This is a genomic window from Solwaraspora sp. WMMD791, assembly GCF_029581195.1.
Taxonomy (GTDB): domain Bacteria; phylum Actinomycetota; class Actinomycetes; order Mycobacteriales; family Micromonosporaceae; genus Micromonospora_E.
On the sequence record NZ_CP120737.1, the window covers coordinates 2,947,953 to 2,963,167 of the forward strand.

Below are 15,215 nucleotides of genomic sequence, written 5' to 3' on the forward strand. Positions count from 1 at the left end.
TGTCCCAGCACCGCACCTGTCCCAGCACCGCACCTGTCCCAGGGCCGGACCTGTTTCCCAGGGCCGAACTAGTCTTCGGCGCAGGACCGGCTTCAGCCGGCGTCCGGGCGCAGCGCGTGCACCACGTCGCCGACCACCACCACCGCCGGCGGCCGCAGCCCGGCGGCCGCGACGTCGCCGGCCACGCCGGCCAACGTGGACGTCAACGCCCGCTCGGCGCCGGTGGTCGCCTCCTGCACCACCGCCACCGGGGTGTCCCCGTCCCGACCGTTGGTCAGCAACGTGTCGGCGATCACCGCCAGGTTCTTCAGCCCCATCAGGACCACCAGGGTGCCGCGCAGCCGGGCCAGTGCCGGCCAGTCCACCAGGGACAGCCGGTGCCCCGGCGGCAGGTGCCCGGAGACCACGGTGAACTCGTGGGCGACGCCGCGATGGGTCACCGGCACGCCGGCCGCGGCGGGCGCGGCGATCGAACTGGTCACCCCCGGCACCACGCAGACCGGCACGCCGGCCTCGACGCAGGCGAGCAGCTCCTCCCCGCCGCGACCGAAGACGTACGGGTCACCGCCCTTGAGTCGCACCACGGTCGCCCCGGTGCGGGCCCGGTCGACCAGGATCCGGTTGATCTCCTCCTGGGCGGCGGCCGGACCGTACGGGATCTTCGCCGCGTCGATCAGCTCGACCCGGGCCGGCAACTCGTCGAGCAGCAGTCCGGGGACCAGCCGGTCGGCGACGACGACATCGGCCTCGGCGAGCAGCCGACGGCCCTTCACGGTGATCAGCTCGGGGTCGCCGGGGCCGGCACCGATCAGCACCACCCGGCCGGTGGCCGGCCCGGCGGTCGCCGGGGCCGGTGCCGGGTCGGCGACCGGGATACTGCCGTCGGCAAGCCGCTGAGCGATGGCGTCGCGGACCCGGACCGCCCGCTGCGGGTCGCCGCCACCGAGCACCGCGACGGTCACCGGGCCGTGCCGGGTGACCGCCGGGGTCCAGGCAGTGGCCTCGGTGCGGTCGTCGGCGCGTACGCAGAACACCCGGCGTGGCTCGGCGGCGGCGCTCACCTCGGCGGCGGCCGCCGCGTCGTCCACGGCGACCTGGGCCAGCCAGACCCCGTCGAGGTCGGCCGGCTCGAACCGGCGCGGCCGCCAGTCCACCCGGCCGGCGGTCACCAGGCCGTGCAGCGTCGGGGTCAGTTCCGGTGACACCACGAGTACGTCGGCTCCGGCGTCCAGCAGCGCCGGGACCCGTCGGGTGGCGACGGTGCCGCCGCCGACCACCAGCACCCGGCGGCCGGCCAGGCGCAGCCCCAGGGGGTACAGGTTCACTTCTCGGAGACTCCCGCCGCGTCGAAGGTGGCCACCTCGTGCAGGACCCGGACCGCGCTGGCCACGATCGGCCAGGCGAGCAGGGCGCCGGTGCCCTCCCCCAGGCGCAGCCCCAGGTCGACCAGTGGCTGCAGGCCGAGGTGCCGCAGCCCTACCGTAGCGCCCGGCTCCACCGAACGATGCCCGGCGACCATCGCACCGGTGGCCGCGGGGGCGAGCGCCGCCGCCGCGAGCGCCGCCGCGACCGCGCTGACCCCGTCGACGATCACCGGGATCCGGCGGGCGGCGGCACCGAGGACGAAGCCGCTGAGCGCGGCGTGCTCCAGCCCGCCGATCGAGGCCAGGACGCCGATCGGGTCGGCCGGGTCGGGCCGGTGCCGGCGCAGCGCCGCCGCGACGACGGCGACCTTGTGCCGGTACGTCTCGTCGTCGACCCCGGTACCCCGGCCGGTGACCTCGGTGGCGTCGGCACCGGTGAACCCGGCGACCAGCGCGGCGGCGGCGGTGGTGTTGGCGATGCCCATGTCGCCGGTGAGCAGCACCCGCGCACCGGCGGCGTGCAGGTCCGCCGCGACGCCCAGGCCGACGTCGATGGCGGCCCGGGCCTCGTCGACGGTCATCGCGGCACCGGCGGACAGGTCCGCCGTACCGGGCCGGATCCGGGCCTGGACCAGGCCGGGCGCCGACTCCAGCGCGGTGGCGACCCCGACGTCGACCACCGTCACGCTCGCCCCGACCTGCCGGGCGAACGCGTTGACGACCGCGCCGCCGGCCAGGAAGTTGGCCACCATCTGGGCGGTGACCTCCTGCGGCCAGCCGGTGACCCGCTGGCGGTGCACACCGTGGTCGGCGGCGAAGATCGCCACCGCGCCCGGTTCGGGCAGCGGCGGTGGACAGGCACCGGCGAGCCCGGCCAGGCGCACCGACAGCTCCTCCAGTACGCCGAGTGAGCCGGCGGGTTTGGTCAGCCGGGCGTGCAGCGCCCGGGCCTGCGCCATCGCGTCGTCGTCGAGTGGTCGGATCGCGGCCAGGGCCGTGTCGAGCATCAGTCCTCCAGGGTCGCGCGCAGCACGCGGACGAACGCGTCGGTGGTGGCAGTGTCCCGTACCGCCACCCGCAGCCAGTCGGGGCCCAGTCCGGGGAAGGTGTCGCCCCGGCGTACCGCCCAGCCCTGCTGGCGCAACCGGCGGCGGACCTGGTCGGCGCCGACGAGATGGAGCAGGACGAAGGCGCTGGCCGGGGTGCCGGCGACGGTGACGCCGGGCAGTTCCCGCAGCCGGCGGAGCAGATGGCCGCGGTCGGCGGCGAGCGCGGCGGCGTACCGGCGTTCGGCCCCGACCGCCCGGCGGCTGGCGCAGATCTCGGCGGCGACCAGGGCCGGGGTGGCGACCGGCCACAGCGGCGCGACCGCCGCCAGCCGGGCCAGCAGCCCGGCCGGGCCGAGCAGGTAGCCGATGCGCAGCCCGGCCAGCGCCCAGGTCTTGGTGAGGCTGCGGACCACCACCAGGCCGGGCAGGTCGCGGCGGTCGGCCAGCGACTGTGGTTCGCCCGGTACGCCGGCCGCGCAGGTGGTGTCGGCGAAGGCCTCGTCGACGACGACGGTCCGGCCGGGCCGGGTGAGGGCGGCGATCGTGTCGGCGGGGTGCAGCACCGACGTCGGGTTGGTCGGGTTGCCGATGAAGACCAGGTCGGCGTCGGCAGGGATCTGCCTCGGGTCGAGGGTGAAGCCGGTGTCGGCGCGTAGCAGCACCCGGTCGACCCGGTGTCCGGCGGCGCGCAGGGCGGCCTCCGGTTCGGTGAACTGCGGGTGCACGACCACCGGACGGCGGGCGTCGCGCAGTGCCTGGGCGAGCAGCACGAAGCCCTGGGCGGCGCCGGCGGTGAGCAGGACCTCGTCGGGCGGGCGGGCGTGCCGGGCGGCGACGGCGGCGCGGGCGGGGCGTTGGTCGGGGTAGCGGGCCAGGTCGTCGAGGCTGGCCCGGACCGGTTCGAGCAGCCAGTGGGGTGCCTCGCCGACGCGGACGTTGACCGCGAGGTCGACCAGGCCGGGGGTGGCGTCGACGTCGCCGTGGTGCCCCAGGTCGTACTCGGGTGGTTGGCCGGACCCGGTCGGCTGGTCGCGCTCGGGTGGCTGGCCGTCCCCCGATGTCCGATCCGACTGCTGCATGACGGGGATCATGCCCGCCCGGAGGGGGTGAAATCGACGAAGGGTGACGCTTGTGACACGATTCGTCTTATGGTTTTAATCCTTTTAGACATGTTTTGCGGCTGTCCGGCCTACGTTTGAGTTCGTGAGCAAGCGCAGCCGAAACCCCGCCCGCCGTGGCCGCCTCGTCCAGTTGCTCCGCGCCGGTCTGATCGCCGGCGTCGTGGTCGCCGCCGCCGCCTACCCGATGGCCGCAGTCGCCGGCCTCACCGTCATCGCCAGCACCAGGGCCATCGAACAGGTCCCGGAGAAGCTGCGCGACATCGATCCGGCCCAGACCTCCTACGTGTACGCGGCGGACGGCCGGACCCTGGTGACGATGTTCTACGAGGAGCACCGCAAGTACGTCCCGCTGACCGAGATGTCGCCCTTCATCCAGCAGGCGATCGTCGCCTCCGAGGACGTCCGGTTCTACCAGCACAACGGCGTCGACCCCAAGGGTGTCGCCCGCGCGTTCGTGGCCAACTCCCAGGCCGGCGGGGTGTCCCAGGGCGGCTCCACGCTGACCATGCAGTACGTCCGGCTCGCCCTGCAGGAGACCGCGGAGACACCGCTGGAACTGCAGGCGGCGACCGCCCAGACCCCGGGCCGCAAGATCCGCGAGATCCGGATCGCGATGGAGCTGGAGAAGCAGCTGTCCAAGCCGGAGATCCTGGAGCGTTACCTCAACGCCGCCTACTTCGGCCACCGGGCGTACGGCATCTACGCGGCCGCGGAGATCTTCTTCTCCAAACACCCCCGGGAACTCAGCGCCAGCGAGGCGGCGCTCATCGCAGGCCTGGTCAAGGCGCCGTCGGAGTACGACCCGGCCACCTCGGACCAGGCCGCCGCGACTGAACGCCGCAACTACGTCATCGACCGGATGGCGGCGCTGGGCTATCTGGCCCCCGCCGCCGCCGCGCGGTCCAAGGCCGAACCCATCCAGCTCAACCTGAGTACGCCACCCAACGAGTGTGTCTCGGTGCCGGCCGAGCACAACGACTGGGGCTTCTTCTGCGACTACCTGAAGTCCTGGTGGATGGGGCAGAAGGCGTTCGGCGACAGCCCGTCGGAGCGGCTGTCCAACCTGCGCACCGGCGGGTACCGGATCGTCACCAGCCTCGACCCGACCACCCAGAAGGCCGCCCAGGACCAGGTGACGTCCCGGGAGTCGATCGGCAGCCCGTTCGCCCACGGGCTGGTCGCCGTCGAGCCCGGCACCGGCCACGTCAAGGCGATGGCGATCAACCGGGTCTACTCGCTCGACCAGACCGACAACGGCGGGCACTCCAACCCCACCCTGCGCAGCAAAGGGGTCAAGGGCAACTATCCGAACACGGTGACCCCGCTGCTCGGCGGCGGCGACCTGCCCGGGTACCAGGCCGGGTCGACGTTCAAGATGTTCACCATGCTGGCCGCGCTGGACGCCGGCATGCCGCTGCGCTCCGGGTTCAACGCCCCGCACCGGATCAACTCCATCTACGACGGCGGCGAAGGCACCAGCAGCTGCGGCGGCCGGTGGTGCCCGAGCAACGCCTCCGGCGCGATGGCCGGCTACCACTACATGTGGTCCGCCTTCGGCAAGTCGGTCAACACCTACTTCGTGTGGCTGCTGCAGCAGGTCGGCGCCGAGAAGGCGGTACAGATGGCCGAACGGCTCGGGCTGCGCTGGCGCACCGACGTCGACAAGCGCAACGCCTCCCCCGAGCACGCCAGCAAATGGGGCGCGTTCACCCTCGGCGTGTCCGACGTGACGCCGCTGGAGATGGCGAACGCCTACGCCACCATCGCCGCCGACGGCAGTCACTGCGAGGACTCCCCGGTGCTGTCGGTGGAGAACCCGGACGGCAGCCCGGTCACCTACCGGACGTTGACCGGGGTCGAGGTCGAGGTGGCCACCCCGCGCTGCCACGCGGCGTTCTCACCGGACGTGGCCCGGGCCGCCACCGACGCCGCCCGATGCCCGGTCGGCGACCGGCCCGCCGCCGGCGGCTGCGGCGGCTGGTCCACCGCCGACGGCGTGGCCAAGGCGGTCGGCCGGCCGGTCGCCGGCAAGACGGGCACCACCGACAGCACCCGGTCGGCCTGGTTCACCGGCTACACCCCGGACCTCGCGGTGGCCAGCTTCATCGCCGATCCGGACAACCCGTTCAACGCCGTCGGCGACTGGCAGTCCCAGAAGCCGGTGGACACGGCGGCCGGCACCCTGAAGAACGCGCTCAAGGACCGACCGGTACGCCAGTTCGCGCCACCGTCAGCCGAGATCATCGGCTGAGTGCACCAGCAGCGGATCGGTGTCCTCCTCGGCCAGCGGCGTCGGACGCGGCATCGGCGGCATCGGGCCCATCGGCGGCATCGGCGGCTCCTCCGGCACCGGACCGTCCCCACCCCGATGGTCCGGTCCGGGGACGCGCCCGTCGCCAGCCGGGCCCCGGGCGTCGGCACCGGCCAACCGGCCATCGGCGGCGGCCAGGACCAGCCGCCGGGCGATGTCCGGCGCCCCGGCCCAGTGCAACGTCAACTGGGAGGCGTGCACCCGACGCCACACGAACCCCTCCGGCACACCGTTGCCCCACGTCCACGCCGGGGTGTGCCCGGCGCGCGGAGCGACCACCACCTGGTGCTGCTTGTAGCCGATCATCCGACCACCCAGCGGAGCGACCGGGGTCGCCGCCCGCGACGTCGCCTCCCGGTAGCCGACGACCATCCGGTCGGAGGTCATCGCGGCCGCGTCGAACACCTCCCCCATCGGCCGGCCGTCGCACTCGCGGACCAGCCACAGCAGGCCACTGCCCTCGGCCAGCACCGGCCGGCCGGCCCGGGCCAGATCCGCCACGGCCGTGGTCAACGCCCGGTTCGCCGACAACTCCGGCAGGTACGCCTCCGGCAACCCGCCGGGCAGGACCAGCGCGGCGGTCGCCTCCGGCAGCAGTTCGTCGCGCAGCGGGTCGAACGGCACCACCGCCCCACCGGCGGCGGTGATCAGCTCCACCGTCTCGGTGTAGCCGTAGACCAGTTCCGGCGTACCGGCGACGGCGATCACCGGTCGCCGTACCGGCGGCGCCACCGGCGGGGCGCCGGCCGCCTCCGCCTCGGCGGCCAGGGCGTCGGCGGCCGACCAGGCCGGCACCGGCAGCGGCGGCGCCGACCGGGCCAGGGCCAGCACCCGGTCGAGGTCCACGGCGGCGTCCACCGCCTCACCGAGACGACGGATCAGCCGTACGGTGTCGATACTGTGATGCGCCACCGGTACCACCCCGGCGGCGCGGGGAATACCGGCGGGCAGCTCACCCCGGTGCAGTGCGCCCAGCACCGGCACCCCGATGTCGTCGAGTGCCTCTCGCAGCACCTGCTCGTGGCGGGCCGAACTGACCCGGTTGAGGATCACCCCACCGAGCCACAGCAGATCGTCGTAGGCCCGGAAGCCGTGCACCAACGCACCGATCGACTGGCCCATCGCCGCCGCGTCGACCACCATCAGCACCGGGGCCCGCAGCGCGGTGGCCACCGTCGCGGTCGACGCGCTGTCCGCCCGGGTGCCCAGGCTGTCGTACAGGCCCATCGCCCCACCGAGCACCGCGACGTCCGCCCCGGCCGCGCCGTGGGCCAGCAGCGGACCGATCCGGCCGGTGCCGACCAGCATCGGGTCCAGGTTGCGGCCGGGTCGGCCGGCGGCGGCACCGAGGTACGCCGCATCGGTGTGGTCCGGTCCGATCTTCGCCCCGGCGGTGCTCAGACCGAGCTCGCGCAACGCGGCGAGCAGCCCGATCGCCACCGAGGTCTTACCGTGTCCGGAGGCGGGGGCACTCACCACCAGGCGGGGCACGGACGGCATCTGCGACTCCTCTGTGCTGATCTGCGGGTCCGGCGGTCGGGCTGAGCGGGCCCCGCCACCCCGGACGGAGTGGAGGGACAGCCGCAAGACGTTACCGGGTAGCCTCCGACATGTGTACCGGTTCCTGCTGACGCCCCGCTGGTTGGGTCACCTCGCGCTGGCGGTGGTGGCCGCCGCGGTGATGGTGCAGCTGGGCAACTGGCAGCTCGACCGCTACCACCAGCGCAGCGAGGTCAACGACCGGATCGACGCCGCCGCCGACCAGACCCCGGTGGCGGTGACGCAGGTCGTCGGCCCCCCGGGGGCAGCGGCCGGACAGGCCGGTGCGCCGCCGCCGCAGTCGGTGACCTGGACCCGGGTCACCGCGACCGGGCGCTACGACAGCGACAACCAGGTCCTGGTCCGCAGCCGGACGGCGAACAGCCGGGTCGGTTTCGAGATCGTCACCCCGCTGGTGCTGGCCGACGGCTCCGCCGTCCTGGTCGACCGGGGCTGGATCCCGCCGGCCGACAGCGGTGCCGGCGCGCAGCCGCAACTGCCGGCCACTCCGGCCGGTGAGGTGACGGTGATCGGGCTGGTCCGCCAGCCGGAGCCGATGTCCGGCGCGGTCACCCGCCGCGACGGCAAGTTGGAAACCCGCCGGATCGCCACCGAAGCCCTCGCCGCCGAGTTGCCCTATCCGGTACGCGGCGGCTACCTGCTGCTGCAGGAGCAGACCCCGGCGCCGGACCCGGCGTTCGTCGCGGTCGCCATCCGGCACGAGAACAGCTGGCAGAACGGCGGGTACGTGGTCCAGTGGTGGGTCTTCGCCGCGATGACCCTGGTCGGGTACGGCTGGCTGGCGCGCCGGGAGGCGCAGAACCGCCGGGCCGCCGTACCGTCGGGCCCCACCGACCGGGCCGCCGCGCCCGACTCGACCGACCGGGCCGCCGTACCGCCGGCATGACCGCCGCCGTACCGCCGCTGGCCCGCCGGCTCGGCACCCGCGACGCCGTCGTCATCGGGCTCGGGGCGATGATCGGCGCCGGGGTCTTCGCGGCGTTCGCCCCGGCGACGGCCGCCGCTGGCGGCTGGCTGCTGGCCGCCCTCGCGATCGCCGCCGTGGTGGCGTACTGCAACGCGATGTCGTCGGCCCGGCTGGCCGCCCGCTACCCGGAGTCCGGCGGCACCTACGTCTACGGCCGGCAGCGGCTCGGCGACCTCTGGGGCCACCTCGCCGGCTGGGGCTTCGTGGTCGGCAAGACCGCCTCCTGCGCGGCGATGGCGCTCACCGTCGGCAGCTACCTGGCGCCGGCGTACGCCCGGCCGGTCGCGGTCGCGGCGGTGGTCGCGCTCACCGTACTGAACCTGTTCGGCGTGCACCGGTCGGCATGGGCGACCCGGGTGATCGTCACCGTCGTGCTGACGGTGCTGGCCGCCGTGGTCGTCGTCGGGCTGCTCGGCGGTGCCCGACCGGTCGTCGGCGCGACGGGCGGCGGGCCGGTCGACGGGTGGGGGGTGCTGCAGGGTGCCGGCCTGCTCTTCTTCGCGTTCGCCGGCTACGCCCGGATCGCCACCCTCGGCGAGGAGGTCCGCGACCCGCAGCGCACCATCCCCCGGGCGATCCCGATCGCGTTGGGCATCACCCTGGCCGTGTACGCGCTGGTCGCGGTCGCCGCGCTGCGGGCGCTGGGCCCGGCCGGGCTGGCCGACACGCCGGCACCGCTGGCCGCCGCCGTGTCCCAGGCCGGTGCCGGCTGGTTGACCCCGGTGGTACGCATCGGCGCGGCCACGGCGGCGCTCGGCGCGCTGCTGGCGTTGATCCTCGGGGTGTCCCGGACCGTGTTCGCGATGTCCCGGGGCCGGCACCTGCCCGCCGGGCTGGACGCCGTGCATCCGCGCCGGCAGGTGCCGCACCGGGCGGAGATCGCGGTCGGGGTCGCGGTGGTGGCCCTGGTCTGCGTCGCCGACCTGCGCGAGGCGATCGGCTTCTCGTCGTTCGGCGTACTGATCTACTACGCGGTGGCCAACGCAGCCGCGTCGACCCTGCACCGCGACGAGGGCGCGTTGCCGAGGGCCGTACCGCTCGTCGGGATCGTCGGCTGCCTGCTGCTGGCCGCCACCCTGCCCGGTGCGGCGGTGCTCACCGGGCTGGCCGTGTTCGCCGTCGGCGTCGTCGTCTGGTGGGCCGGTCGCGGCGTACGCGCCCGAGGCTGAACCCGGCTGCCGGGCCGGCTGGACCGGCCGCCGGACCATCCGATCGGCCACGGGAGCTTTCCGGTCCGCCCGACCGGGTACAGGGCCCGGTATGCAGACACACCATGGCACCGGCCGGCCGTCCACTGGCCGCGACGCCTCGTACTGGATCGAGTCGACGCCGTCGACGACGTACCCCGCCGTGACCGACGACCTGCGGGCGGACGTCGCGGTGGTCGGCGCCGGCATCGCCGGCGTCTGTACGGCGTGGGAGATCGCCCGCACCGGCCGCAGCGTGGTGCTGCTGGAGGCGGACCGGGTGGTCGCCGGCACCACCGGCAACACCACCGCGAAGCTCACCGCGCTGCACACGTTGATCTACCACCGGCTGGCGTCGGCCTTCGGCGACGACACCGCCCGGCAGTACGCGCAGGCCCAGATCGACGCGATCGAGCACGTGTCCCGGGTCAGTGTCGAACTGGGCGTGGACTGTGAGCTGGAGCGGCTGCCGGCGTACACCTATGTCACCGAAGCGGACCAGGTCGGCCGGATCGAGGCCGAGGTGACCGCCGCCCGACAGGCCGGGCTACCGGCGTCGCTGGTCACCGAGACCGGACTGCCGTTTCCGGTGGCCGCCGCGGTCCGGGTGGAGAACCAGGCGCAGTTCCACCCGCGTCGCTATCTGCTGGCGCTCGTCGCCGACCTGGTCCGCGCCGGCGGTCAGGTCTTCGAACGCGCCCGGGTGGTCGACCTGACCGAAGGCGATCCGCACCGGCTGGCACTGGAGTCCGGGCACACGGTGACCGCCGATCACGTGGTGGTCGCCACCCACTACCCGATCTTCGACCGGGCCGGGCTGTTCACCCGGTTGACCCCGCACCGCGAACTCGTCGTGGCGGCGGCGATCCCGGCCGGGCAGGATCCGCACGGCATGTACCTGACGCCGCAGGAGAACACCCGGTCGGTCCGGACTGCGCCCTACGGCGACGGTCAGCGGCTGCTGATCGTCACCGGCGAGAGCTTCACCCCGGGTACGGGTTCCACCGCCGACCGGTGGCGCCGACTCGACCGGTGGGTGGGTGAGCGGTTCGGCGTCGGGTCGCTGACGTACCACTGGGCGGCGCAGGACAACGACACCACCGACGGGTTGCCGTACATCGGTCGGCTGCACCCGCGCGCCCGGCAGGTCTGGGTGGCGACCGGATTCGGCGGCTGGGGCATGAGCAACGGAGTGCTGGCCGGCAAGTTGATCGCCGCCCGGATCGCGGGCGAGGCACCATCGTGGAGCGACCTGTTCGACCCGGTCCGGCTGCACCCGGGTGTCGAGGCCGGCGGGTTGCTGCACAACACCGCCCAGGTCACCCGGCACTTCGTCGGCGACCGGCTGCGCCGCCCGGCGCACGCGGACAGCGTCGACGAACTCCCGCCGGGCAGCGGCGCGGTCGTGCGCCTCGGCGGCGAACGGTGCGCGGTGTACCGGGCACCGGACGGCCGGCTGCAGGCGGTGTCGGCGACCTGTACCCACATGGGCTGCCTGGTGGCGTTCAACGACGCCGAGCAGACCTGGGACTGCCCCTGCCACGGATCCCGGTTCGCCCCGGACGGCAGCGTCCTGCACGGCCCGGCGACCCGTCCGCTGGAGCCGCACGACGTGCCCGACGACGATCGCCGCTGATCCGGGCACCGGCCCGTCCCGCTGCCCGGGGCGCCAGCACCCGGGCAGCGGGACAGGGCAATGTCAGAAGCCCCGGGCCAGCCGGTGGTACGCCTGGCTCCAGCGCAGCTCGGCGGCGAACCGGCGGGTCGTCGTGTCGGCGTCGATGACCGCCAGTTCGGTGCCGGTCATCTCGGCCAGATCGTGCAACTCGTCCACCCCGACGGCCTGGGAGAGGACGGTGTGATGCGGGCCGCCGGCGGTCAGCCACGCCTCCGCCGACGTCGGCAGGTCCGGCTCGGGGCGCCACACCGCCCGGGCCACCGGCAACTTCGGCAACGGCTGTGCCGGCGGCACGACCTCAATTTCGTTGGCCACCAGGCGGAACCGTTCGCCCAGGTCGACCATGCCGAGCACGACGGCCCGGCCGGGTGCGGCGTCGAAGACCAGCCGTACGGGGTCCTCCCGGCCGCCGATGCTCAGCGGATGGATCTCGCACGACGGGGTGTCGGCGGCGATGCTCGGGCAGACCTCCAACATGTGCGCGCCGAGGATCCGCTCCTGACCGGGGGTCAGATCGTAGGTGTAGTCCTCCATGAACGACGTGCCGCCGGCAAGCCCCGTCGACATCGCCTTCAGGGTCCGGACCAGTACGGCGGTCTTCCAGTCGCCCTCGCCGCCGAAGCCGTAGCCGTCGGCCATCAGCCGCTGCACCGCCAGGCCGGGCAGTTGCCGCAGCCCGCCGAGGTCCTCGAAGTTCGTGGTGAAGGCCCGGAAGCCGCCGTCGGTGAGGAAGCCGCGCAGGCCCAGCTCGATGCGGGCGGCGTAGCGCAGCGAGTCGTGCCGGTCGCCGCCGGCCCGCAGCGCCGCGTCGACCCGGTAGCGCTGCTCGTACTCGTCGACGAGGACCTTGACGTCGGTGTCCGGCACCGCGTCGACCGCCTCGACCAGTTCGTTCACCCCGTACGTGTTGACCGAGACGCCGAACCGGACCTGCGCCTCGACCTTGTCACCTTCAGTGACCGCGACGTTGCGCATGTTGTCGCCGAACCGGGCCAGCTTCAGCGACCGCAGTTCGCTGTGGCCGATCGCGGCCCGCGCCCAACCGGCGATCCGGCCGACGACCCGGGGGTCGCTGACGTGGCCGGCGACGGTCTTGCGGGCCACCCCGAGCCGGGTCTGCACGTAGCCGAACTCGCGGTCGCCGTGCGCGGCCTGGTTCAGGTTCATGAAGTCCATGTCGATCTCGGCCCAGGGCAGTTCGACGTTGGCCTGGGTGTGCAGGTGCAGCAGCGGCTTGCGCAGCGCGTCCAGCCCGGCGATCCACATCTTGGCCGGCGAGAAGGTGTGCATCCAGGCGATCACGCCGACCACGTCGGGTTCGGTGTTGGCCGCCAGGCAGACCCGGACGATCTCCTCCGGACTGGTCAGCACCGGGCGCCAGACGATCTCGACCGGCAGCCCGTCGGCGGCACCGAGCCGACCGGCGATCTCCTGGGACTGCTCGGCCACCTGACGCAGCGTGTCGTCGCCGTACAGCCCCTGGCTGCCGGTGAGGAACCACACCTGCGCGGACCGTTTCCCTGCCTCCATCACAGATCCCCCTTTAGTACAACAATCCGCCGGTCGCAGCTCACCGCTGGCCGTACACGTTCTGGTAGCGCTCGTACAGCGCGTCGACCGCGGCCTGCGGCAGCGGCTCGACCGGGCCGAGCTGACGGGCCAGATGGATCGTGCGGGCGACGTCCTCGCACATCACCGCCGCCTTCACCGCCGCCTTGGCGCTCGCGCCGATGGTGAACGGACCGTGCTGGCGCATCAGCACGGCGGGCGAGCGGTGACCGGACAGGGTGGCGACGATGCCCCGGCCGATCGCGTCGGAACCGATCAACGCGAACGGCCCGACCGGAATCTCGCCGCCGAACTCGTCGGCCATCGCGGTCACCGCGCACGGGATCGGTTCGCCGCGCGCGGCCCAGGCGGTGGCGTACGGGCTGTGCGTGTGCACCACCCCGCCGACGGACGGCATGTGCCGGTAGACGTACGCGTGCGCCTCGGTGTCGCTCGACGGCGCGTAGTCGCCCTCGACGAGAGTGCCGTCCAGGTCGGTGACGACCATGTGCGCCGGGGTGAGCTCGTCGTAGCTGACCCCGGACGGCTTGATCACCAGCAGGTCGGCACCGGGCACCCGGGCCGAGACGTTGCCGCTGGTCCAGGTGACCAGACCCCAGCGGGTCAGGTGCTCGTGCAGCCGGCACACCTCGTCGCGCAGCCGGGTGATCTCGGCGGCCACGTCGGCGCTGGGCTGGGCGGTGGTGGTCATCAGACGGAAGCCTCCCGGTCGGAGCGGGCGAGAGCGGCGTTACGGATGTCCCGTAGCCGGTGCATCGCCTTGTCTGCGCCGGTGCCGAAGTGGTCGTGCAGCAGCTGGTACTCGGCGTACAGCAGGTCGTAGCCGGCGGCCCGGTCGGCGTCGGGCCGGTAGACGGCGGTCTCCACCGCGCCCATCGCGCCGGCCGCGGTGACCACGTCCGGGTACGCCCCGGCGGCGACCGCCGCGTGGATCGCCGAACCGAGCGCCGGCGCCTGGTCGGAGCTGGCCACGCTGACCGGCCGGCGCAGCACGTCGGCGTAGATCTGCATGATCAGCTTGTTGCGCTTGAGGCCACCGGCGACGACGAACTCGGTCACCGGCAGCCCGGCCCGTTCGAACGTCTCCACGATGGTCCGGGTGCCGAAGGCGGTCGCCTCGATCAGTGCCCGGTAGATCTCGTCCGGCCGGGTGGCCAGGGTGAGCCCGACGATCAGCCCGGACAGGTGGTGGTCGACCAGGACCGACCGGTTGCCGCTGTGCCAGTCCAGGGCGACCAGCCCGTGCCCGCCGACCGGCTGCTCGGCGGCCTGCCGGGTGAGCAGCTCGTGCACGCTGAGCCCGAGGCGTGCCGCCTCGTCGTGCACCGCCGGCGGTACGGCGTGGTCGACGAACCAGGCGAAGATGTCGCCGACGCCGGACTGGCCGGCCTCGTAGCCGTACGCCCCGGCGGTGATGCCGCCGTCGACGACGCCGCAGATGCCGGGGACCTCGACCAGGTCGGTGCCGTTCATCACGTGGCAGGTGGAGGTGCCCATCACGGCGAGCAGCTGGCCGGGGGCGACCGCGCCGGCGGCCGGCGGGGTGACGTGGGCGTCGACGTTGCCGACGGCGACCGCGATACCGGCCGGCAGCCCGGTCCAGCCGGCGGCCTCGGCGCTCAGCCCGCCGGCCCGCGCACCCAGCGGCAGGATCGGATGCTCCAGCCGGGTCGCCGCGAAGTCGGCGAAGTCGGGGTGCAGCGCCGCCAGGTACGCCGGGTCCGGGTACCGGCCGTCCTGGTGGATGCCCTTGTAGCCGGCCGTGCAGGCGTTGCGGGTCTCGGTGCCGCACAACTGCCAGACGATCCAGTCGGCGGCCTCGATCCACCGCTCGGTACGGGCGTAGACCTGCGGATCCTCCTCCAGCACCTGCAGCGCCTTGGCGAACTGCCACTCGGCGGAGATCCGGCCGCCGTACCGGCCGATCCACGGTTCACCGCGCTCGTGGGCCAGCGCGTTGATCCGGTCGGCCTGCGGCTGCGCCGAGTGGTGCTTCCACAGTTTCGGCCAGGCGTGCGGCCGGTCGGCAAGCTCCGGCAGCTGGCACAGCGGGGTGCCGTCGGTGAGGGTCGGCAGCACGGTGCAGGCGGTGAAGTCGGTGGCGATGCCGATCACCTGCGCCGGGTCGACACCGGCGTCGGCCACGGCGGCCGGTACGGCGTGCCGCAGCACCTCGCGGTAGTCCTCGGGGTCCTGCAGCGCCCAGTCCGGCGGCAGCGGTTTGCCGCTGGTGGGCAGGGCCCGGTCGATGACGGCGTTGCGGTACTCGTGCACCGCCGAGCCGAGCTCCGCGCCGTCGGCGACCCGGACCACGACCGCCCGTCCGGACAGGGTGCCGAAGTCGATGCCGATGGTGTACTGGTCGGTGTTCACCCGTTCTCCCTGTGGTGGAGTCCTGTCTGACCACTA

General features: G+C 73.8%; 11 protein-coding genes and 1 pseudogene. 5 read left to right on the top strand and 7 right to left on the bottom strand.

Going from position 1 to position 15,215, the window contains the following annotated elements:
• Nucleotides 1–92: 92 nt before the first annotated feature.
• From cobA to cobC, 3 genes are read right to left on the bottom strand one after another with little or no spacing between them, the layout of a single operon-like run.
• Nucleotides 93–1,325, bottom strand: coding sequence for a uroporphyrinogen-III C-methyltransferase (gene cobA / locus O7623_RS12980; RefSeq protein WP_282228876.1), 1,233 nt, complete (start codon nucleotides 1,323–1,325; stop codon nucleotides 93–95).
• Complete coding sequence (gene cobT / locus O7623_RS12985; RefSeq protein WP_282228877.1) at nucleotides 1,322–2,371, bottom strand: nicotinate-nucleotide--dimethylbenzimidazole phosphoribosyltransferase; 1,050 nt, start codon at nucleotides 2,369–2,371, stop codon at nucleotides 1,322–1,324. The genes cobA and cobT overlap by 4 nt, the downstream gene beginning before the upstream one ends.
• Entirely contained in the window at nucleotides 2,371–3,492 is a 1,122-nt protein-coding gene (gene cobC, locus O7623_RS12990; RefSeq protein WP_348775142.1) for an Rv2231c family pyridoxal phosphate-dependent protein CobC, read from the bottom strand. The genes cobT and cobC overlap by 1 nt, the downstream gene beginning before the upstream one ends.
• Before the next feature lie 226 nt (nucleotides 3,493–3,718).
• On the opposite strand from cobC, the gene O7623_RS12995 reads away from it, so the two are divergent.
• Nucleotides 3,719–5,785 carry a transglycosylase domain-containing protein gene (locus O7623_RS12995; RefSeq protein WP_282229397.1) on the top strand — a complete coding sequence of 689 codons (2,067 nt, stop codon included), beginning with the start codon at nucleotides 3,719–3,721 and terminating at the stop codon, nucleotides 5,783–5,785.
• Here the strand turns inward: O7623_RS12995 and O7623_RS13000 are convergent.
• Nucleotides 5,765–7,345: a cobyrinate a,c-diamide synthase gene (locus tag O7623_RS13000; protein ID WP_282228879.1), complete on the bottom strand. Its 1,581-nt coding sequence runs from the start codon at nucleotides 7,343–7,345 to the stop codon at nucleotides 5,765–5,767. The two genes, O7623_RS12995 and O7623_RS13000, sit on opposite strands and share 21 nt — an antisense overlap.
• A gap of 112 nt (nucleotides 7,346–7,457) precedes the next feature.
• Here O7623_RS13000 and O7623_RS13005 point away from each other — a divergent pair, with 112 nt between their 5' ends.
• The 4 genes and pseudogenes from O7623_RS13005 to O7623_RS31360 all read left to right on the top strand — a co-directional run bounded on the left by O7623_RS13005 (nucleotide 7,458) and on the right by O7623_RS31360 (nucleotide 11,195).
• A complete protein-coding gene (locus tag O7623_RS13005; RefSeq protein WP_282228880.1) occupies nucleotides 7,458–8,291 on the top strand; it encodes an SURF1 family protein in 834 nt (277 codons plus the stop codon).
• The gene (locus O7623_RS13010; RefSeq protein WP_282228881.1) at nucleotides 8,288–9,541 is read left to right on the top strand and encodes an amino acid permease; all 1,254 of its coding nucleotides are present in this window, start codon (nucleotides 8,288–8,290) and stop codon (nucleotides 9,539–9,541) included. The genes O7623_RS13005 and O7623_RS13010 overlap by 4 nt, the downstream gene beginning before the upstream one ends.
• A gap of 91 nt (nucleotides 9,542–9,632) precedes the next feature.
• Nucleotides 9,633–10,769: pseudogene (locus O7623_RS13015) on the top strand (FAD-dependent oxidoreductase); the annotation flags it as partial.
• The gene (locus O7623_RS31360) at nucleotides 10,752–11,195 is read left to right on the top strand and encodes a (2Fe-2S)-binding protein (protein WP_348775161.1); all 444 of its coding nucleotides are present in this window, start codon (nucleotides 10,752–10,754) and stop codon (nucleotides 11,193–11,195) included. The pseudogene O7623_RS13015 and the gene O7623_RS31360, both read left to right, overlap by 18 nt.
• Before the next feature lie 63 nt (nucleotides 11,196–11,258).
• Here O7623_RS31360 and araA read toward each other — a convergent pair whose 3' ends face one another.
• From araA to araB, 3 genes are read right to left on the bottom strand one after another with little or no spacing between them, the layout of a single operon-like run.
• Nucleotides 11,259–12,767 carry an L-arabinose isomerase gene (araA, locus tag O7623_RS13020; RefSeq protein WP_282228883.1) on the bottom strand — a complete coding sequence of 503 codons (1,509 nt, stop codon included), beginning with the start codon at nucleotides 12,765–12,767 and terminating at the stop codon, nucleotides 11,259–11,261.
• Between the two features lie 40 nt (nucleotides 12,768–12,807).
• A complete protein-coding gene (locus tag O7623_RS13025; RefSeq protein WP_282228884.1) occupies nucleotides 12,808–13,497 on the bottom strand; it encodes an L-ribulose-5-phosphate 4-epimerase in 690 nt (229 codons plus the stop codon).
• The gene (gene araB / locus O7623_RS13030) at nucleotides 13,497–15,179 is read right to left on the bottom strand and encodes a ribulokinase (protein ID WP_282228885.1); all 1,683 of its coding nucleotides are present in this window, start codon (nucleotides 15,177–15,179) and stop codon (nucleotides 13,497–13,499) included. The genes O7623_RS13025 and araB overlap by 1 nt, the downstream gene beginning before the upstream one ends.
• Nucleotides 15,180–15,215: the final 36 nt, after the last annotated feature.